This window comes from Frateuria flava, assembly GCF_017837635.1.
In the GTDB taxonomy this organism is placed as follows: domain Bacteria; phylum Pseudomonadota; class Gammaproteobacteria; order Xanthomonadales; family Rhodanobacteraceae; genus Frateuria_A; species Frateuria_A flava.
The window spans coordinates 211,815-230,392 of the sequence record NZ_JAGJRS010000003.1 but is presented as its reverse complement, the minus strand read 5'-3'; the positions used below and the strand labels follow the sequence as shown (position 1 = coordinate 230,392).

The 18,578-nt window shown below is 62.6% G+C and carries 20 protein-coding genes and 1 pseudogene; 8 read left to right on the top strand and 13 right to left on the bottom strand.

Going from position 1 to position 18,578, the window contains the following annotated elements; translation table 11 throughout:
* The coding region (locus J7I44_RS01790) for a transposase family protein (RefSeq protein WP_209614886.1) at window positions 1-351 on the bottom strand (351 nt) is incomplete at its 3' end.
* 206 nt (window positions 352-557) lie between these two features.
* On the opposite strand from J7I44_RS01790, the gene J7I44_RS01785 reads away from it, so the two are divergent.
* Window positions 558-797 (top strand): hypothetical protein, encoded by a 240-nt coding sequence (locus tag J7I44_RS01785; protein WP_209614884.1) that lies wholly within the window; start codon window positions 558-560, stop codon window positions 795-797.
* A 153-nt stretch (window positions 798-950) separates the two neighbouring features.
* Here the strand turns inward: J7I44_RS01785 and J7I44_RS01780 are convergent, their stop codons facing one another.
* Genes J7I44_RS01780 through J7I44_RS01770 form a run of 3 tightly spaced genes read right to left on the bottom strand, consistent with a single transcriptional unit; the run spans window position 951 to window position 1,610 of the window.
* Window positions 951-1,217, bottom strand: a complete 267-nt coding sequence (locus tag J7I44_RS01780; protein ID WP_209614882.1) for a hypothetical protein — start codon at window positions 1,215-1,217, stop codon at window positions 951-953.
* Complete coding sequence (locus J7I44_RS01775; RefSeq protein WP_209614881.1) at window positions 1,195-1,350, bottom strand: hypothetical protein; 156 nt, start codon at window positions 1,348-1,350, stop codon at window positions 1,195-1,197. The genes J7I44_RS01780 and J7I44_RS01775 overlap by 23 nt, the downstream gene beginning before the upstream one ends.
* Window positions 1,347-1,610 (bottom strand): hypothetical protein, encoded by a 264-nt coding sequence (locus tag J7I44_RS01770; RefSeq protein WP_209614878.1) that lies wholly within the window; start codon window positions 1,608-1,610, stop codon window positions 1,347-1,349. The genes J7I44_RS01775 and J7I44_RS01770 overlap by 4 nt, the downstream gene beginning before the upstream one ends.
* A gap of 144 nt (window positions 1,611-1,754) precedes the next feature.
* Here J7I44_RS01770 and J7I44_RS01765 point away from each other — a divergent pair, with 144 nt between their 5' ends.
* The 3 genes from J7I44_RS01765 (at window position 1,755) to J7I44_RS01755 (ending at window position 3,608) form a co-directional block, all read left to right on the top strand.
* Window positions 1,755-2,303: a DUF805 domain-containing protein gene (locus tag J7I44_RS01765; RefSeq protein WP_209614876.1), complete on the top strand. Its 549-nt coding sequence runs from the start codon at window positions 1,755-1,757 to the stop codon at window positions 2,301-2,303.
* A gap of 130 nt (window positions 2,304-2,433) precedes the next feature.
* Window positions 2,434-2,970: a hypothetical protein gene (locus J7I44_RS01760; protein ID WP_209614874.1), complete on the top strand. Its 537-nt coding sequence runs from the start codon at window positions 2,434-2,436 to the stop codon at window positions 2,968-2,970.
* Between the two features lie 383 nt (window positions 2,971-3,353).
* Window positions 3,354-3,608 carry a hypothetical protein gene (locus J7I44_RS01755; RefSeq protein ID WP_209614873.1) on the top strand — a complete coding sequence of 85 codons (255 nt, stop codon included), beginning with the start codon at window positions 3,354-3,356 and terminating at the stop codon, window positions 3,606-3,608.
* A 35-nt stretch (window positions 3,609-3,643) separates the two neighbouring features.
* Here the strand turns inward: J7I44_RS01755 and J7I44_RS01750 are convergent, their stop codons facing one another.
* The 3 genes from J7I44_RS01750 to J7I44_RS01740 form a co-directional block, all read right to left on the bottom strand.
* The gene (locus J7I44_RS01750) at window positions 3,644-4,792 is read right to left on the bottom strand and encodes an alpha/beta hydrolase (protein WP_209614871.1); all 1,149 of its coding nucleotides are present in this window, start codon (window positions 4,790-4,792) and stop codon (window positions 3,644-3,646) included.
* A 280-nt stretch (window positions 4,793-5,072) separates the two neighbouring features.
* Complete coding sequence (locus J7I44_RS01745) at window positions 5,073-5,525, bottom strand: hypothetical protein (RefSeq protein WP_209614869.1); 453 nt, start codon at window positions 5,523-5,525, stop codon at window positions 5,073-5,075.
* Window positions 5,526-5,527: 2 nt separating this feature from the next.
* Window positions 5,528-6,232 carry a hypothetical protein gene (locus J7I44_RS01740; protein ID WP_209614867.1) on the bottom strand — a complete coding sequence of 235 codons (705 nt, stop codon included), beginning with the start codon at window positions 6,230-6,232 and terminating at the stop codon, window positions 5,528-5,530.
* A 712-nt stretch (window positions 6,233-6,944) separates the two neighbouring features.
* Here J7I44_RS01740 and J7I44_RS01735 point away from each other — a divergent pair.
* The 3 genes from J7I44_RS01735 (at window position 6,945) to J7I44_RS01725 (ending at window position 10,559) form a co-directional block, all read left to right on the top strand.
* Window positions 6,945-7,661 (top strand): hypothetical protein, encoded by a 717-nt coding sequence (locus J7I44_RS01735; RefSeq protein ID WP_209614865.1) that lies wholly within the window; start codon window positions 6,945-6,947, stop codon window positions 7,659-7,661.
* A 229-nt stretch (window positions 7,662-7,890) separates the two neighbouring features.
* Window positions 7,891-9,876, top strand: a complete 1,986-nt coding sequence (locus J7I44_RS01730; RefSeq protein WP_209614864.1) for a multicopper oxidase domain-containing protein — start codon at window positions 7,891-7,893, stop codon at window positions 9,874-9,876.
* A 137-nt stretch (window positions 9,877-10,013) separates the two neighbouring features.
* Window positions 10,014-10,559, top strand: a complete 546-nt coding sequence (locus tag J7I44_RS01725; RefSeq protein ID WP_209614862.1) for a DsbA family protein — start codon at window positions 10,014-10,016, stop codon at window positions 10,557-10,559.
* Window positions 10,560-10,759: 200 nt separating this feature from the next.
* Here the strand turns inward: J7I44_RS01725 and J7I44_RS01720 are convergent.
* The 3 genes and pseudogenes from J7I44_RS01720 to J7I44_RS01710 all read right to left on the bottom strand — a co-directional run.
* Window positions 10,760-10,888 (bottom strand): annotated as a pseudogene (locus J7I44_RS01720) (transposase); the annotation flags it as partial.
* Between the two features lie 180 nt (window positions 10,889-11,068).
* Complete coding sequence (locus J7I44_RS01715) at window positions 11,069-13,189, bottom strand: PAS domain-containing sensor histidine kinase (protein ID WP_209614860.1); 2,121 nt, start codon at window positions 13,187-13,189, stop codon at window positions 11,069-11,071.
* A gap of 378 nt (window positions 13,190-13,567) precedes the next feature.
* Window positions 13,568-14,074 (bottom strand): hypothetical protein, encoded by a 507-nt coding sequence (locus J7I44_RS01710; RefSeq protein WP_209614858.1) that lies wholly within the window; start codon window positions 14,072-14,074, stop codon window positions 13,568-13,570.
* Window positions 14,075-14,516: 442 nt separating this feature from the next.
* Between J7I44_RS01710 and J7I44_RS01705 the strand changes: the two genes are divergently transcribed.
* Window positions 14,517-14,972: a carboxymuconolactone decarboxylase family protein gene (locus tag J7I44_RS01705; protein ID WP_209614856.1), complete on the top strand. Its 456-nt coding sequence runs from the start codon at window positions 14,517-14,519 to the stop codon at window positions 14,970-14,972.
* 539 nt (window positions 14,973-15,511) lie between these two features.
* Here the strand turns inward: J7I44_RS01705 and J7I44_RS01700 are convergent.
* The 3 genes from J7I44_RS01700 to J7I44_RS01690 form a co-directional block, all read right to left on the bottom strand.
* Window positions 15,512-16,783 carry a hypothetical protein gene (locus J7I44_RS01700; RefSeq protein ID WP_209614854.1) on the bottom strand — a complete coding sequence of 424 codons (1,272 nt, stop codon included), beginning with the start codon at window positions 16,781-16,783 and terminating at the stop codon, window positions 15,512-15,514.
* A gap of 72 nt (window positions 16,784-16,855) precedes the next feature.
* A complete protein-coding gene (locus tag J7I44_RS01695) occupies window positions 16,856-17,938 on the bottom strand; it encodes a DUF262 domain-containing protein (protein ID WP_209614852.1) in 1,083 nt (360 codons plus the stop codon).
* Window positions 17,935-18,531 (bottom strand): hypothetical protein, encoded by a 597-nt coding sequence (locus J7I44_RS01690; RefSeq protein ID WP_209614850.1) that lies wholly within the window; start codon window positions 18,529-18,531, stop codon window positions 17,935-17,937. Before J7I44_RS01690 ends, J7I44_RS01695 begins: the two co-directional genes overlap by 4 nt.
* Window positions 18,532-18,578 lie beyond the last annotated feature (47 nt).

Here is an 18,578-nt window from a genome sequence, read left to right as displayed (position 1 = left end):
GGAAAGCAGGAGCTGGCTTACCGCTTCAGCCAACCGATTGGTCACCCGTTGGTAGCGGCCCAGCCAGTTCAGCTTTTCCAGGCGTGGGCCACCGCAACGCTCGCACCACACCCGTCGCCGGGGCACCAAGAGGACCACGCGAAGTGCAAACAGCGGAAGGTCACGAACCCGGCGAACCGTCGTCTCGTGCACCTGCTGGCATCGGCCGCCGCACTGTTCGCAATGCATCGTCTTGGCCGACGGCTTCAGGTGGATCATCACCGCGCGGCTCTCACCCTCCGGCCACACGACCCGCTCCACCCGATACCCCTTCCAGCCACCCAACGTCTCGATCGTCTTCCGATCCAGCATGGAACGCGCCCCTTAGCCCCTTTGGAGACGTCTAAGGTATCGGTCAAGGAGAGCGGGCTCCACGGAAACCTACGAAGAACCCTTTTTTTTGCAGGCCGTCCGCGGGCGGCCATGCGATTGGCCTGACCAGGATCAAGGCGGCGAGCGACCGAACGAGAAAACATGCCTCGCATCAAAGCGATACGCCTGAAAAGAGGCCTGTAACGATGGAATTCCATATCGCACTTACCGATGCCAGCCCCCGCCCTGAAGTCGTCCAGGACGCCATATTCGATATCGACCCGAGCGCGCTGGTCGACCTGGACATGAGCGGCCTGGTCATGCGGATCTCGTCCTGGGTGCCCGTGCGGGACCTGGTGGAGGTGTTGCAGCGCACCGGCTGGGCGGTGAAGCAGGAACAGGTGGTGCAGTTGCCCAGCATCTGCTGCGGTGGCTGCTCGGGCTGACGCGACCCGTTCCAGGCTCCCGCGTCTGTCGTAGGAGCGCGCTTGTGCGCGACCGCCTGCCGGCTTTCGCAGCACTACCCGGACAGGGTGGTCCCGCGCCGGATGCACGGCCGGCGCAATGGCCGACGCGATCGAACAGCCGGCTTCCGAACGTCAGTGCGACGGAAGCAGGAAAGGCCGGACAAGGTCGTCGAACGCGGGGAGTCGTATGCCTGCCCTCAGGCCTTCTTCGTACTCCTCGCGCAGCGATTCGAGAATGCTTCGGTATTGCCCGAGCATGTCCTGGAGCTGCATGCGATCGATCGCAGATTCGTCCGTCGGCTCACCGTTGCTGGTGTCCAGCTCGAGGATGAGGTCGCGGATCTTGGCTGCGAGCAGCGGAATCACCACCGCCAGATCACGTTCGCTGATGGCTCGCATGGATGCCGCCTTGCAAGAGGGTTATCGGTAAAACCTCGATGCGCGCCGCCGACGCGGCCGAATCCAGCGTGAGCCGGCGACGCATCCGGTCAACCTGATCGAAAGCAGCGCTGCGCGTGGCCGCGCTGATCATGCCTGGCCCACCAGTGCGGCATAGGAAGGCAGGTCGCAGCCCCGTGCCCGTGCCTGCGCGTACACCTGGCGCAGTTCCGCAGCCACGATCCCGTACGCCTCGATGATCTCATCGTAGCCGGCCTGCAGCGGCCCGGCTGCCGCCTCGCGTTCCGCGCCCAGATGCCTGGTCGCAAAATGGATGGCCTGCACCGACATCATCAGCGCGTTTTCGCTTATTTCCAGCATTTCCAATCCCTTGGGGACGAGTTCCTGGGGCACCGGCCCTGTTTCGCCCGCTTTCCTTTGCCGCCTGACAGCACGCCACCGGGCCCGTGCCGTACTCGTGTCGGGGCGCTGTCGTCACACTGAGTCACTTGCGGCAGCATGATGCGCAGGCCGAACACCTTACACCGGGGAGTATCCATGCAGATCAATAGCGCCCGACTGCGGGAGCTGCGTACCGCCCGCCAGTGGTCGCAGGAGCAGGTCGCCGAGCTGAGCGGCCTGAACCTGCGGACCATCCAGCGCCTCGAATCGGGCGCCAAGGTATCCACCGAGTCGCTACGGGCACTGGCCGCCGTGTTCGACGTGCCGGCCGAGAGCCTGCTGGTCAGCGAGCCTGCCCCCAGCCAGCCGGCGATCACGGCCATACGCGAAGGCGTGCTGCGTGGCCTGGATTTCACCGGCACGACCCCGCGCCCGGCGTTCTGGTGGTTCGCACTCGCGGTAGTGATGGTGCTGGCCTTCGCCCAGCTGATTTCCGACGTCACCGGTCCGCTTGCGCTGCAGATCGCCTCCCTCGTCGTGCTGCTGCCGTGGATCGCGGCATGCACCCGGCGCCTGCGCGACGCCGGCCTCAGCCCCTGGTGGCAGCTCATCAGCCTGGCGCCGGTGGCCGGCATCCTGGTGCTGCTCTATCTGCTCACCTACCCGACCAGGGCCGCCGATCCGGTCAAGGCGACGGCAGGCTGAGCGATCACCCGAGCAGCCGGGGTTCGTCGAAAAGGCGGAGGCCGGCTTCATCGAGGTTCGGCGCGCGACTCACACGAGCCCAACCGTGGATTACGCAGGCTTGGCGTAAAGCGATGCGCGAGGCCGGCCGATGGAAATGCGAACGAATGACAAGACTGGACACGCTCTCCTGCCCGCCCTGGTGACCGGTACCGTCGCAAGCCTCGCTTCGGCGGCCGCCCTGGCGATGCTGGCCAGGGTTGAAGGCAAAGGCGCCCTGCAACCCATCAACGCGACAAGCCATTGGCTGCATGGCAAGAAAGCCGCCCAGTGTGACGAACTCGATGCCACGCACACCCTGGTTGGTTTCGCGACCCATTTCGCATCGGCGGTGTTCTGGGCGCTGCCGTTTGAGTTCTGGCGCGCCGGGCGCCAGCCCGCGTCGGCCAAATCGCTTTTGCGTGGCGCTTGCGCCACCTCGGCGGTCGCCGCCGTTATCGACTACGGCGTCACTCCGAAGCGGTTCACTCCCGGATGGGAGCTGGTGCTCAGCAAGCGCTCCATGGTGGTCGCCTATGCCGCGCTGGCGCTTGGCCTGGCCTCCGGCGGGAAGGTCGTGCGATCCCTGACTGCAGTGCCTGGCCGGCCGGCAAAGAAACGGAACGGCTTGGCTCATCCACCACGCTGACACATGCAAGAAGCCAAAGGCGGTGCTACTCAGGTGGCCACCGCGGAAAGGCAGGTGGAACGGCCGATGGAGCGTCCTTGCAGAATCGAACGGCACCTGGCCAGAACGCTCGCTTGCAAGCCCACGGGAAGAAGCCAGCCGCGCCGCTTCCTGAGCAAACCACGATGCGGATCGTCGACCTGGCCACAGGCACGGCTACAGACGTGACCGAAGGAACCGCAGCCGAGCACGGCTGGTATCACTTCCAGCCAGAAATCGCGTCCCGCTGGGCGGGCCAGCTCTGCTGACCCTGTTGCCGTCTAGGCGCGGGGTCTTTCGAGGTCCTCGTTCAATCCTGATCTCAGGTAGCCTGTCGAACACTTTTCACAACCAAACTGACGACGATGGCCGAGCGCGAGTTCGACAACTACCTAGCCAGCTCCGGCGCCACCCTGGAAGGCGCGCGCTACTCCGCCTGGCTCGCCATCAAGCCGCGCCGCCACGGCTTTCCGGTGTACTACGCCATCTGCGAGAACCGCAGCTTCCGCGACAAGGACACCGCCGAAGCCGCCGCCGCCAAGGCGCTGGCGGACATGACCGGACTGGAGGAGGACGGCACGCCGATCTTCCCCGAGGACTACACCGGCTTCGACGATTAGGCGCGCGGGTCGATCCTGGTGCCTCGCCCCGGCCACTACCGGGTGGCAGGTCCCCGCGCGCGGGACGCTTCGGGCGTTTGCTCGATAAAGGTCGCGAAGACCTGGTCGCGCCGCTCTCCAAGGACGTAGGCACGCGCGAACGCATCGACCATGCCCGCGTACACCGCCATCGAGCGCGCCGGCTCCATCACCTGGCCGCCGAAGCGCGTCAGCGTGGCGGGCATCGTGATGGGAGCGTCGGAATAACTGGTGTGGCTTCCGCCGGTCACCTTGACCAGCCAGAACGGCGCGCCTTGCCGGCCCAACGCGGTGGCGATGTGCTCATCCAGATCCGGGGCGCCCGGGGGGCGCACCGGCGGCGGGCGTCCACCGGCACGGCTGAGCACCATGAGGGTCGGCCGTTCGACGCCCGTGGCGAACACCGCGGCCGGCTCGGGCGTGCCCTCGAAATCCAGGCAAGCCCCCACCCGGCGATCGACCGAGCAGACATCCAGCGCCGCGGTGCCACCGATCGAATGGCCGGTCGCCACGACATGCGCGAGGTCCAGGTGCAGCCCCGGCACCAGGCCGGCGGCGGAGTCTTCCAGGCGGTCGAGCACCACGCTCACATCGCGCGTCCAGTCGCGGATGCGCGGCACCCAGTCGGTTTCCTCCGCGCTGTTGATCGCCGGATCGTCGGCCGCGCGCAGGAGCCGGCCATCAGGCAGGTGAGTGACGCCGAGATAGGGATGATCGATCACCACCACGGCATAACCGCGATGAACCAGCGCAGCTGCCAGGTGGGCGTAGCTGAGCCGGGCGAAACCCTGGCCTGGTGACAACGTGACCACGGGCCACGGCTTCGCGCTCGCCGACCTGGCCTGCTCCACGGCCACCGCCGGCGCGCTGGCCCAGGCACGCAGGCCTGCTTCACCCACCTCGTAATAGTTGTCCCGCACCAATGCGTCGAGCAGCACCGGGTCGTCCGCGTAATGGCCGCTCACCGGCGTGGGTACCGCGGGATAGAACACTTGCACCAGCCACTGCCGGGGTTGCGCCGGATCGCGCAAGTCGCGTCGGGAAGCATCGGTAACCCGCAGGGTCGTGGTACCGACGTCCGATCGCACCGGCGCCGGCGCCGCCTCCGTCGCGCGCGAGGGAGACGGAACATCGAGCGTGGCGCACCCGGCAGCAAGGCAGCTCATGGCTGCAGCGACCACACCAGCACATGCGCGGCGACGGAGCTTCATCCGCTACTCCCCTGAATCCGCGCCCGCCCCTGCCAACATGGCGAGGGACCGCGGAACAGGCCCGACTATAGGGCGGCCCCATCGGGCGCCCTCAGTGGCACAAGTCATGGCGTTCGCCAGGAGCCAAACCGCGCGCCGGCAACGGCCGGCATGCTTGCGATTCAAGTACCAGGCGGATCTCGCCACGTCGGCATGCCGACGAATATCCATCGTCGCTGCCTGGCTCGAACCCGCATCACGCCTCTTTTTCAAGAACCAGCCACGCCTTGCAAAACAACGGTCGCTTGCGCCGTACCGGAAACGCATTGCCCCGGAGTCGCCACCGGGGCGTATCGGCAATCTCCAGCCGCCAGCGCTCGTGAGCGTTGAAGAACGCGAAGGTCAAGGCGTTTGCGGCGGCTACCGCAACATGATCGAGCACGCCTGCCGTATAGGGAGCGGAAAGCTCGATGCTGTCGAGCAGGCGCAACTCGCTGTCCAGGTAATGGACGTGAAGCGCTTCTTCGTAAGGATTGCCCTCGGTAAGCAGCAGCAGATGCCTGTCGCCGCACCGGTACTGGCGCTCGATCACCTTGCCGGCCACCCGCGCCGTGCGTCCCGAACCGGCGCTCTCGACCCATGCCATCACCGGTTGCCCGGGCGTCTGCAGTACACGGACCACCCGGATCGAATCGGCCGGCTCGAGCATCTTCAGAACACCCACCCGAAGGCGACATCCGCGCCCATGGCGCCGAGCGCGCCACCGACAAACACACCGATGGTCACGCACACCGGCGCGCCGGGGCCACAGGCCAGTCCCGCCAGCGCGCCACCCGCCGCGCCACCGGCAAAGCCGCCGCCGAAGACCACGCCTTCCCGGGCGATGGCCCTGGGCTTGTCCTTCGCCTCGGCGACGTTGTACACGGCCACCCCGATGGAAACGATCACCAGCCCGCGCCCCAACCGACCGAGCCGGGTCGCCGCGACGTTGACCCCGGGCCGTGCCCGTCCCGCGCTTTCGATGATCTCCAGATAGACCTGGTTTTTGCTCGCCTCGGGCAGCGACTCGAAGGCCACGCCGAACCGGGAGCGGGCGTACTTCTCCGTCAGCTCCAGCAACGTCAGCCCCTCCTTCTTCAGGCCGACCGCCTTCGCCAGACCGATGTCGCTCGACTGAAGACGCTGCGCCGCCAGGATCTGGTTTCGAAGCGCATGCACCTGCTGCGCCGCAGTTTCGGGCGGCACGGTCCCGGCGGCAACCATGGCCCGATATTCGCGGCTCAGGCGCTGCGTCTGCTGGATGTAGTTGGCCCTCACCTTCGCGTCCTTGATGAACCGGGTCGCGAAATTCAGCGTCTCGGACTCGAGCAGCGACAGTTCCGCGTCGAGGGCTCTGTTACGGGAGTTCGGGTTCATCCCTGATCCTTCCTGCCTGTCAGATGGGTAAAAAGTGGAGTTCGGAACGGACTGTAAAATGCAATCTCGCCAAGTTCATTTTTTTGCCAACTCACCTGGACCTTCCATCGACTGCGCGCTTCCCGAACCGATTCGAACAAAAAGACGGGGTGTCGTTGCGCCCAACGCATAAAAATCCAACGACGGTGGTGGCGCCTTCGGGACGCAAGTGATATGTCCGTTGCCGCTTGACCCTCTGACGCCTCCGGCGGATTGTCCCCGATCAAGGGTGTCCGTCGAACCCGGGCCAGCCCAGCGCATCAACTAACAGCTGCACGCTTGAGCAGTGCAGTAAACCGCTGCCGTTCTCCATCGAACGCCTCCGTGCGAGGATTGTCCTCGCTTTGTGGTGTCCGAGAGGGATCAGCCTAACCTGACCCGGCTTGGCGTTGATCGGCCGCCAAGGCAAGAATCATCGCCGAGATTCGGTGACTGCATTCCCATTCTTTCGCTCGGCGGCTCCGGCACCGCTCGTTCGTACATCCCACAAAGGGACTTGTCCGGAAAGCGCGCGATGCCCTGGCTTCCAACCCGCGGGAAATGGTTATGCTCACTGCTGTGTCAGGTCACTTCGCCCATCCGGGCCATCAAGTGGATCGGATCACGACGGGCAAAAGGCCGGCGGCAGCCAGCGCGCCGGAATCAGGGACATACAGGGGGAATATTCGTGGACATGAGTGGCAATTCGAACGTAAGTGAGACCAGCACCGAGTCGGCCCAGCTTTCCTACGAGAAATCGGGCTGGCTCACACGCAAGTTGGCAGGGTTCTACGCCAGCCGCGATGCGGTAAAGAAACACCCACTCTGGGGTACGCTGTTCTTCCTGCTATGCGCGTGTGGGGGCGTCGCTGCCAGTGAGGCGTATGGCTACGTCAGGAGCAAGATCGTCGGGCCTGACGAGTTTCTGGTCCAGATGCGGAATGAGCAGAAGCTGCAATTCGCGGAACTCAGGCAGAACCTCGGAAAATTGAGCGGCGATCTGGACGGCGAAGGTCGACGGGCCCTGGAGAGCGTCAAGGGAGCCGTCAAGTCGCTCGAGTCAGCCAACACCACACTGATGGACCAGTTGGCCATGGCCAAGCAGGAAAACGAATCAATGCGCAAGCTGGCGGAGGCCAAGTCGGGGCTTTCCGGTGGCTACGACTTCATTCTTTCGGAAAATGGCGGCATGCGGATCGATCCGACCACGGTGGTGGGGGTTCGCTACATCAATGGCTCCTACATCGGTGTAAACCTGACATCGCGGGACGGGCAACAGTCGGTCAGCCTGCAAAGTGGCGGATCGGTGCCTTACGTCAACGCGAACGGCAAGCACTGCCAGGTCTCGGTGATGCGGATAGACGGCCAGAGCAATACCGCCTCCTTCGCCGTGGGTTGCCTGGCCACCTAACTTGACACTGCCCGGTTGCGCGTTGACCGGCGCAGCACGAAACATGGGCCAGAGTGGGCTTCCCCCACAGCCTAGGAAAAGTGCGCTCTGACCCGTGTTTTCTCGTCCGCACGACCTGGTTCGCGCAGGCTGCACATGCGCCGACTAGACTGGATAGCCGCGAACGACGTTTGCATCGGCCGCCGCCCTGACTTGCCAACGTCGCCTATCCAGTCCCGCAGGGTGTCGCATGACTTCCAGCAACGACGGCACGGACCATCCCTCGACCTGGCCAACGATCGCCGGCACGGCGCTCCGCGTCGCCTTCGGCGTGATCTGGGCAGTGAGCGCCGCGCTCACCTGGACCGACAGCTTCGCCGAGCACTACGTGGGCTATCTCCACAACGCAGCCACCGGCCAGCCGGCATGGTCGGCGTGGTGGTTCCGGATGTGGATCGCCCTGGTGACGCCGCACGCGGGGCTGTTCGTGTGGGGCACCCGGATCGCCGAGACGCTGCTGGCGCTGGCCTTGCTGCTGGGCTTTGCGCGCAAGGTCACGTACATCGTCGGCATCTTGTTCAGCCTGCTGATCTGGAGCACGGCCGAGGGATTCGGCGGCCCGTACTCGGTAGGCGTCAACAACATCGGCGCGGGCATCAGCTTCGTGCTGATCTTCGCCGCGCTGATCGTGATCAACATGCGCGCCGGGCCCAGCCCGTACAGCCTGGATTACCTGATCGAGAGCCGCTGGCCGCGCTGGCGGCGCTTCTCCGAATGGAACACCCGGGTGCCGCTGGAGCAGGTGCGGCATATGTCCTGGCGCGTGCAGGCGCCCGCGCTGGCCGGCGTGCTGGTGCTGGTCGCCCTGCTGCTGGCCGGCCTGCACAGCGCGCTCAACGTGCGCAGCGCGAGCCCGGCCGCCGCCGCCGCCGCGGTGACGCCGCTGTCGCTGGCCTCCAATCAGCCGATCAGGCAGGCCCGCGACGCGCGCCTGCCTCCGGTGCAACCGGGCGATACCGCCGAGGTGAACATCGAATCGAGCGACGACACGGTGGAGATCGCCAGCGGCGTGCAGTACCAGGCCTGGACCTTCGGCAAGACCGTGCCCGGGCCGGTGATCCACGTGCGCCAGGGGCAGACGGTCAACGTCACCTTCACCAACCGCGGCACCATGCAGCACTCGATCGACTTCCACTCGGCGATCACCCCGCCGAGCCTGCATTACGTGGAGTTGATGCCGGGCGAATCGATCAAGTTCTCGTTCGTGGCCAAGGTGCCGGGCGCCTTCCTCTACCACTGCGGCACGCCACCGGTGTTGCTGCACATCGGCAACGGCATGTACGGGGCGATCATCGTCGACCCGGCCACGCCGCTGCCGCCGGCGGCTGAAAGCTACGTGCTGGTGCAGGGCGAGTGGTACACCCAGCAGGTCTCCGGCACGCTGATGGCCGGCAGCTTCGAGAAAATGCAGCAGGTCCGTCCGGACGAGGTGGTGTTCAACGGCGCCGCGTTCCAGTACGTCGCCCATCCGTTGACCGCGAAGCCGGGCGACCTGGTGCGCCTGTACGTGGTCAACGCCGGCCCGAACCTGTGGAGCGCGTTCCACGTCATCGGCGGGATCTTCGACCGGGTCTATCCGGGTGGCGATGCGGCCCAGGCGATTTCCGGCGTATCCACCTACACGGTAGGACCGGGCGAGGGCGCGGTGCTGGACCTCACGCTCGATGAGCCGGGCAAGTATCCGTTCGTGGATCATTCGATGTCGCATGCGCTCCTTGGCGCGCAAGGCATCCTGATGGTCGCCAAGCCGGGCGAAGCGCTGGCCGAGCCCACCATCACCAAGGCGCAGGTGGCGGCGAATGCACCGCCGCCCCCACCGGCACCCAGCGGGCCTTACACCTTCGACGCCGCGCGTGGGGCGCAGCTCTACGCGACCCATTGCGCTGCCTGCCATCAGCCGACCGGCCTCGGCCTGCCCGGAGCGTTCCCCCCGCTCAAGGGCGATCCGGCGGTGCTGAACGCGGACCCGGCCAGGCAGCTGAAAGCCATCCTGCATGGCCTGCGGGGCGAAGCCATCAACGGCGTCACCTACCCCAGTGTCATGCCGCCGTTCGCCGCCGCCCTCAATGACGCCGAGATCGCGGACATCGCCAACCACGAGCGCACGTCCTGGGAAAACCAGGGCAAGCCCGTGACCGCCGAGCAGGTGAAGGCGGCACGCGCAGCCGGCCAGTAACGCCTGCGGGCCTCGCACAGCCCGCGGGTCCGGAGATCGGACGCCACCCCCGCGGGCTGCTCACGGCCAGTCGACGCCCCGACAACTGCCACTCCTCCAGGCTCGGTCCCTTCGCCCCTACGGACGGCCTTTGACCGATGAATGCACACGACGACACGCTGACCGCCCCCGTTTCAGAAGACGACCACGTCCGGGGCAACCCGGACGCCGCCGTCACCGTGATCGAGTACGGCGACTACCAGTGCGGATATTGCGCGATGGCGCATCCCCTGGTCAGGCAGCTGCAGCAACAGTACGGCGAGGATCTGCGCGTGGTCTTCAGGCACTTCCCGCTCACCGGGATGCATGAGCTGGCGATGCCAGCGGCCCAGGTCGCCGAGGCGGCCGGCGAGCACGGCGACTTCTGGGCCATGCACGACTGGCTCTACGACAACCACGACCGCTGGGTGGCCGACGGCGTCCCAGGCCTCCAGCAAGGGCTGCAGCAGCTGGGCCTGGACGAATCGGCCGTTGCCAGAACCATCGAAAGCGGCGAGCCGGCCGAACGCATAGGGCAGGACATGGAGAGCGGACGGCGAAGTGGCGTGAACAGCACGCCCTCCTTCTTCATCAACGGTCGGCTGTTTGAAGGCGACTTCCGCGCGCTGGGGCAACAGATTAGAGCAGCACTGGCGGCGGGGTGATCCGCTGGTACCCGCAAGGGAAAAGATGTGGGGTCTAAAAGTGCACTCTGGCCCGTGTTTTCCAAAAGTGCACTCTGGCCCGTGTTTTCGCAGGTGCTGGTAAGGGTCGGACAGGTTGCGTCGCACAGCGCCAGTTCCTTTGCGCGATGGCAAACGTCAGACGCTACGCCGTAGCGATCCGCAGGCGCAGGCGGCGGCGGGGCTTCATAGTCGTAGTAGGTCGCATCCGATATGCCCAGCTCCCGGCATACGTCCTTGACCTGGCGACCGCCCTCGACCTGTTTCAGCGTTGCGACGACCTGGCATTCCGTGAACTTGCTCTTGCGCATCGTGGGTCTCCTTGGGGCTAGTTTGCCCGGAGACCTCCAGCTATGCCTGGACCAAGATTACGGGGGGTCGACAAGTAAAAAAGTGGCGTTCGGAACGGACTATAAAACGCACTCTCGCCAAGCGATTTTTGGCTAAATTAGCGCGATTTATTTAGCCACGTCCCTTAACTCCGCGCGCTCTCACACCTCCGTCGAGGCTTTCTCGTCCAGCAACTGACGCACAGCGCGCGCCATTGCTTCGCGGGTGTAGGGCTTGCCCAGCAGGTGCACGCGCGGGTCGAGAAAATCCCCGCCGAAAATGCCTTCGCGCGGATAGCCGGAGGTGTGCAATACGGCGATGCGCGGATAGCGCTTCTTCGCCTCGGTGGCCAGCGCCAATCCGTTGACCGCCCCCGGCATCATCACGTCGGTGAACAGCAGGTCGATCGACGGCGCGGAGGCCAGCACGGCCTGTGCTTCCTCGCCAGTGCCCGCTGTCAGTACGTCGTAACCCAGCTCGCCCAGGAGCTCCACCACCGTCGCGCGCACCTGCGCGTCGTCCTCGACGACCAGGATGGTTTCGCTTCCGCCGACGCCGGGCGCGACCCGCTCGGCCGGCTGCTGTTCCTCCGGAGCATCCGCGCGCGGCAGGTACAGGGTGACGGTCGTTCCCTCGCCGACGGTACTTGCGATCGCCACGTGGCCACCGCTCTGTTTGGCAAAGCCGTAGACCATGCTCAGGCCCAGGCCGCTGCCCAGTCCCTCCGGCTTGGTGGTGAAAAAAGGCTCGAACGCCTGGCTGCAAATCTCCTGCGACATGCCACAGCCATGGTCCGTCAGGGAGAGTTGCAGGTAATTGCCGACCGGCAATTCGCCTGCCGCCGCTGCCGCCGGGATGACAAGGTTGCGCACCTCGATGACGATCAATCCCTCGCTGCGCATGGCGTCGCGGGCGTTGATGGCGAGGTTGAGCAGCGCGTTCTCCATCTGCGCCGGGTCGGCCCAGGCGTGCCACAGCCCGTCCGCCATGCGCGTCGTCAGCTCGATGGCGCCACCGAGCACACGCCGCAGCATGTCGCCCATGCCGCGCACCAGGCGCGCCACGTCCACCGCCTGGGGCTGCAGCGGCTGGCGCCGTCCGAACGACAGCAGCTGCGAGGCCAGTCGGGCACCGCGCTCGACCGCCATGCTGGCATTGGCGAGTCGGCGTCGTGCCACGGGGTTGCCTTCCACGCTGCCTTCGAGCAGTTGCAGGTTGCCGCTGACGACCTGCAGCAGATTGTTGAAGTCGTGCGCGATGCCACCGGTCAGGCGACCGACCGCCTCCAACTTCTGGGCCTGGCGCAGCGCAGCCTCGGCGTCGGCCAGTTCGCGGGTGCGGATCTGCACCTGCTCTTCCAGACGTTCCTGGTGCTCGAGCAGCCGCTGGTGGGCCAGCACGCGGTCGGTCACGTCATGCCCCAGCACGAACACGCCCGATACGGTGCCATCGGCCTCCTGGATAGGTTGATAGATGAAGTCCAGGAAAAACTCCCGCAGCACTCCATCGCGCTCAAGCATCGCCCGCACGGCCCGTCCGACGTAGGGTTGGCCCGATGCTGCCACCCGATCGAGCAGCTCGGTAAACCCCTGCCCGATCACCTCCGGCAGCGCCTGTGCCAGCGGTCTGCCCAGCAGGTCATGGCGACCGACCATGGAGCGATAGGCCGCATTGGCGATGTCGAACACGTACTCGGGCCCGCGCAGGATGCAGACGAAGCCGGGCGCCTGTTCGAACAGCGATTGCAGGTGCTCGCGTTCGCGCAGCAACAGCACGTTCTCCCGTTGCACGCGACGCGCCCGCGCGAGCACGCGCGTGCCCACGTGCTCGTCCCCCACCAGGCGCTCGTCACTGCCCTGCGCGACGGCGGCCGCGCGGCGCAGCGTATGCAACTCGGTGACGTCCTCGGTGTGCTGAAGCACCCAGGCCACCTGTCCTTGGGCATCGCGCAAGGGGGTATGGGTCGCGCTCCAGTAGCGGTCCACCAGTTGCGTGCCCTGCGCGGTGCGCTGGGGCACGCGGTAGGGAATCAGCGCCAACGTGTCCGGTTGGCCGGTGGCCAGCACGTGCTGCAGCGAGTTGCGCAGCATCTGTGCGCCCGCCCTGCCAGGGTCGCTAGGGTCGTCGGGAAAGACGTCGAAGATGCAGCGTCCGGCCAGCGCCTCGAACGTGCTTGCGGTGATGTCCAGGTAGGCGCGGTTGGCCGCCACGTACTTCAACTGGCGGTCCAGCACCATCAACGGCACCGGCACATGTTCGTAAAGCTGCTGGAAGTCGATCATCGGCCCTCGGGAGCGCACTATCGCGGCAGGCGGATTCCGGCCGTCCGCCATAGTACCAGCCGCCCCCGGATGGCCTTGTCAAGAGGCCGGGCCCGCCAGCGCGCCGACGTAGGCATCAGAACCGGTCAGAGTCGACTTTAAAAAGTGCACTCTGACCCCGGTTTTCCCATGGTACCAGCCGCCCCCGGATGGCCTTGTCAAGAGGCCGGGCCCGCCAGCGCGCCGACGTAGGCATCAGAACCGGTCAGAGTCGACTTTGAAAGTGCACTCTGACCCCGATTTTCGACCCACTCTGACCCCGGTTTTCGACCCCAGTTTTCGGACCCCTTTTTTGCTGGCAAGGGAGGATTAGGGGGCCCTGACCCCCGTTTGGCTTTATTAATCGAGAGGGAGAGGGGGCGGGCACAAGCCCTGCTCAATACGATGCTCGCCTTTGCAGTGGGGGCATTTTACGAAGCCCGCGACGGTTTCACCACGAAAACGAACAACGATGCCAGTAATGCGTCGGAAGGCCTCCCTATTCTTTGCCTCCCACTGTTTGATAATCTTGAAAGCAGCGGGCTCTAACCAACGGTCGAGATAGATAAAATCGATCACAAGATCCGCGCCCTCTCGGCTGAACTCCATCATCGCGTAAGGTAAATGGAACTTGACCTCGCTCTCTATGGCCCCAACAGCCTCGGCATATCCGTAAAGGGCAGGCCCGTGCTGGTGACATTTGAAGGGTTCTGAATAGCGCCAGCCCCACCCCATCGACCCCATGCAATCACCAGGGCTGTCGCCACCAAATGAATCGTCGCGGCTACCCCAGCCCCGCGACTGGTAATAAGCATCGTTGTTTGGATTGAGCTGGTTGGAACGATTATTCCGATCCGCCTTGCCCATACGCTTTTGCCTCCCAATGCGACGCAAATCAAAACAAGGGCTAGAGCCGACTTAGTACACTCCGACCCCAGTTTTTAGTCAGAGTCGACTTAAAAAAAGTGCACTCTGACCCGTGTTTCTGTTTCTGGGTCGTCCCCGTTCAAAGGTGTCCGTCAAACCCGGGCCAGCTCACTCTGACCCCTGTTTTCCTGAGTGATGGGTACGACCCCCAAGGGCAAAACCGGCGTCAGGTCGACTTTAAAAGTGCACTCTGACCCCCGTTTCGGAGCCTGGACGTGGCGGCTCCACAAAGTGTGACCGCTCCGGGCCGGGCACGCCTGCCGGGTGGATTTCCAGGCCTGTCGCCCCGCCTGTCACAGCGCACGCCGCCGGCCCGTCTAGCAGCTCGAGGGGCCAGCACCGTGCCGGCTCGTCACCTTCTACCGGACAGGACTGCAACAACATGAAACGCGCAAACTGGTTTGCCATCTCCCCTGAGGGTGCCAAGGCCGTGGGGGCACTGCATCATTTCGTCACGACGGGAACGGCGCTGCCCGCCAGACTGATCCATCTGGTGTTCCTCAGGGTTTCCCAGATCAACGGCTGCGCCCACTGCATCGACATCCACACGCGGGATCTGCTCAAGGAAGGCATGTCGCTCGACACCGTCGTTCTCGTACCGGTCTGGCACGAGGCGACATACCTGTTCTCGGAACAGGAGCGCGCGGCCCTGGCCTGGGCCGAGGAAGTCACGCGCGTCAGCGAAACGCATGCCTCCGACGAAGCCTACGCTGCGGCTGCCGCGGCCTTCGGGGAAAAGGACCTGGTCGACCTCACCCTGACGATCGCCGCAATGAATGCGATCAACCGTCTCGGTATCAGCTTTCGCCTCAAGCCCCGCGCCCGGGCGGAGGGGTAGTGCATCGCCCGTGACGCATGATGCTGCACCGATGCGGGCATAAGGGGCGGGCAAAAGGGGCGGAGGCAAGGTCCGATTTAATTGCCTACGCCCCCTTTATTCGGTTGGGCAGGCCAGCATATGGCAGGCGATGTGAGGGCGGCACAGCGGGCGCAACAAAGGACGAAGGCAATTGACCAACCAATTTGCCTCCGCCCCCTTTATTCCGTGCAGCCCAATAGCCAAGAAAAAGTGCACTCTGACCCGTGTTTTTAAGAGACTGGCTAAAGGTGCTTAATTAGACCGTCCGAGAAAGCGGGGGTGGCTCACTCCGCCCCCTTTATTCGGTTGGGCAGGCCAGCATATGGCAGGCGATGTGAGGGCGGCACAGCGGGCGCAACAAAGGGACGAAGGCAATTGACCAACCAATTTGCCTCCGCCCCCCTTTATTCCGTGCAGCCCAATAGCCAAGAAAAAGTGCACTCTGACCCGTGTTTTTTAGAGCAACCGACGAGATTAATTAGCCACGCCCCCCTTTATTTGCAAACATTGGTTGTTGCCTAAGCCCTAAGTTTCGAGAATCCAAAATCGAACCCACTCCCCCAATACGGACTATCCTCGTTATTGAAGTAATAAACGGACCCCTCGCTTCCAGTTTGCCCTGCCGTGCGCACACCAAGCTCGCTTTCACTGAGGAAGCACACGGAAACAAGGTGCTCGTTATGTCTAGCCGCCATAAGTCTGGATGCAATGACCTGCAACGTATTAGCAGCTACATCCGGACCAGCTTCACTTGCAGCCACTCGGACGAGCTGTGGTACGCGGACATCATCTAAAGCGGCGGCGATAATCGCAGGTCGCGCGTGCGTTAGTTGGCATGAAGCGGCGCGAGAAAGAGTCTTATACATCGACTCGAAAATGGAGTCACGCTTATCACTCGCAACAACAAGCAGAACAAAGCATCCTTTTGCGTTTCTCAAGAACAGAACCGGCTTATTATTAGTGCCACTGATTTCATCAAAGATCGCGCGATCGACGTCTCGTTTACCAGACGGTTGAAAATCTAGCGGAGAGGGCCGCCTGGTCAGAATGCGCGCAAGGCTCTCGTCTGGAGCAGACTGCTGACCCTCCACTGCATCCCGAATGCGCTTGGCAATTTCCTTCTTCAAACGCAAATCGGACGGAAAGCGATCCGGCACAACGACTTCAATAACGAGATCAGTTGAGCTCGCCGAAATATACGAGCGCAAAAAAGGCGCGACATCCTTGTACAAGTCAAGTAGGTCTCTGTAATGAACCTTTCGACCCTTATCCTTTGAGAGAAACTTGCACTCAACCTCAACTTCACGCCCGTCGTCAGCGCGCAAAAGCAAATCAAAACGCTCGTCACCATTTAGATCGGGGAAAACAACTTTGAATCCAACTCGCAAGAAATGAGTTGCTACTATCAGCTCAACTTGTAGCGCCCGAACGTCCTCTGGATCGTTCTTGATTGCGCCAACGATCCGGCGAAAAAGCTGGTTTCCGCTGAGTTCGTCCACAGCCTCATAGAGCGATACCGCTTGCGCAACAAAAGCCATAGCAAAGAATAGGTGGCGTTTTTTTCGCAGAGTCAAAGGAAATCGACCCATTCGCTCACTGATATCAGTAAGCTCCTCCAGCGCTAAACATAACTCGTTCTCCTTCGTCAGATAGCCCTCCGCATACGGATTACCTGCGACAGCTTGCCGTATGAGCCGCACCCGGCTTCGCCATACGTGGGCGCCAATAAGTTCGGAAAACCTGGCAAACGGACGATCAAAATCTAAGAGGTTGAGCTGAGTGTCAATCACTACGCTACTCCTCTTTTTTTGCTAAATGGTAGTTCGAGTAGTTTTCTTTTCCGACAGAGGCCGCCCCCGAAGTTAGGAATAGTCACCCTCTTCGATGTCCAACTCTCCCTGTATGCTCGCGTCACTATGCGGAACAGAAAATTGGAGCATCGGTAAATAGGATGGATCAAGCATCGATTGGATAATCTCACCACGGCGGCGTCGGTTCCCTCGGTCGATCGCGGCACGGACTGTAGTCTTGTAGTACATCGAGGCCTCATCGCTTGCAATATCTCCTAAAGCGGCCCCGTCCACGTCTTGGAAAAAGGCAAGCAACCGATCCGCGGCAGCGCGTGGATTTAGTGGAATATTGCGCTTAAATAAGGCGCGATGCACCTCAACCAATAATGAGAATAGATCAGTTTTTCGGAACGCACGTGATGTCAAAGGAAGTGACATGGCTTTCACGAATTCAAAGCACTGGTCAATCTCCGGGCCCAAAGTTTGCGCCTGCGGAAATTCGTCATTGTATTGCGCAAGGTACTGGTCGATCTCATCGTCCCTGTTGAAGTACGTAGAGAGCATAGTAGCGGCCAAGACCAGGCAATAGCGCAGGTCTTGCATACGTCGTATATCGGTACGCTTGAATATCCTCCAGTCCTTGAACTCCTCGCGATCGGCAAGCTTTTCGCAGAACCGCTTAAACTCGCCAGCGTACCGAGCGTTCTTGACCTCTATCGAGTTAAGCGCGTAGTTCGCCGAGTTAATTAGCTCAAAAATTTTCTTAATTTGCTCAAGAGGCTGCTTCCCGAGATCCCGAACAACGACCTCATACTCGAGAAACGCTTCCTTTTGCTCGCGCTGAAGATTTGCGTAACTGGGGAGATCGCCCAGTCTTAGACTGGGGTGGGCCTTGAAGTACTGATGTAAAGTCGTTACCCGCTGCTGGCCGTCGACTAGATATTCAGTCGCTTCCCCCGTTTCCGCATCCAAGCTCCCGGCGCATACATATATCTCCGGGAACGGAAGCTCTTGAAGCACGGTCCTGATAAAGGCGACTTTATCGTCATTTGTCCAAACTAGGCGCCGTTGAAAGTCCGGTCGAGGATTCAGTCTTTTGTCACTGATGGCGGTCAACAACTGATGTACGCGGCGGTTAGTAGCGGAGGTTTTCATCCTGGCCTCCCTTCAATGTTCTCGCGAAGACTCACCAGGCTAACCAGCTGATAACGCCGAAGAAACTTCCTGTCGTAATATAAACCAGCGGAGATCTTCAATCGCATGAACTCCTCCGAGCCTGAAAGGCGCCGGAAAAAATCCCACCATTCTCTACACGTCTCGTAAGATTTCGACGGCATTTTATCTGGTCGAATCCAACCCATGAACAGGTAATGCTTAAACTTTTCAAAATCAAAGTATTCATGCGCTCGCTCCATTTCGCTCACCTCATGCCAGATACGCGAGAACAAGTCGGGGCACACTATTGCTATGTCTACATCCGATTGATCAGAAAACGGCTTGAAGTACTGCCCCGGCTTTGGGCTGAAACCAAGCTTTGCTGAACCAACGATATAGACAAGCTCGACATCCGCTCCGAAATGCTCGGCTACCGCACCCCTCAACCGGCGTTCGAAATCTCTTCCTACGATGGAGCAGTCATGCTTGAGAATGTGGTCCGAGAGTGCCCGCTCGACACCATGCGAAAGAACGCATTCCTTAAAGGCTATGATCCGCGCTTTGATTTCATCGGTTACTTCCCTGACCGCCATTGCTTTATCCCGCCCTATTCGCGCTCGCTTGGCAAATGGCTTCCCGC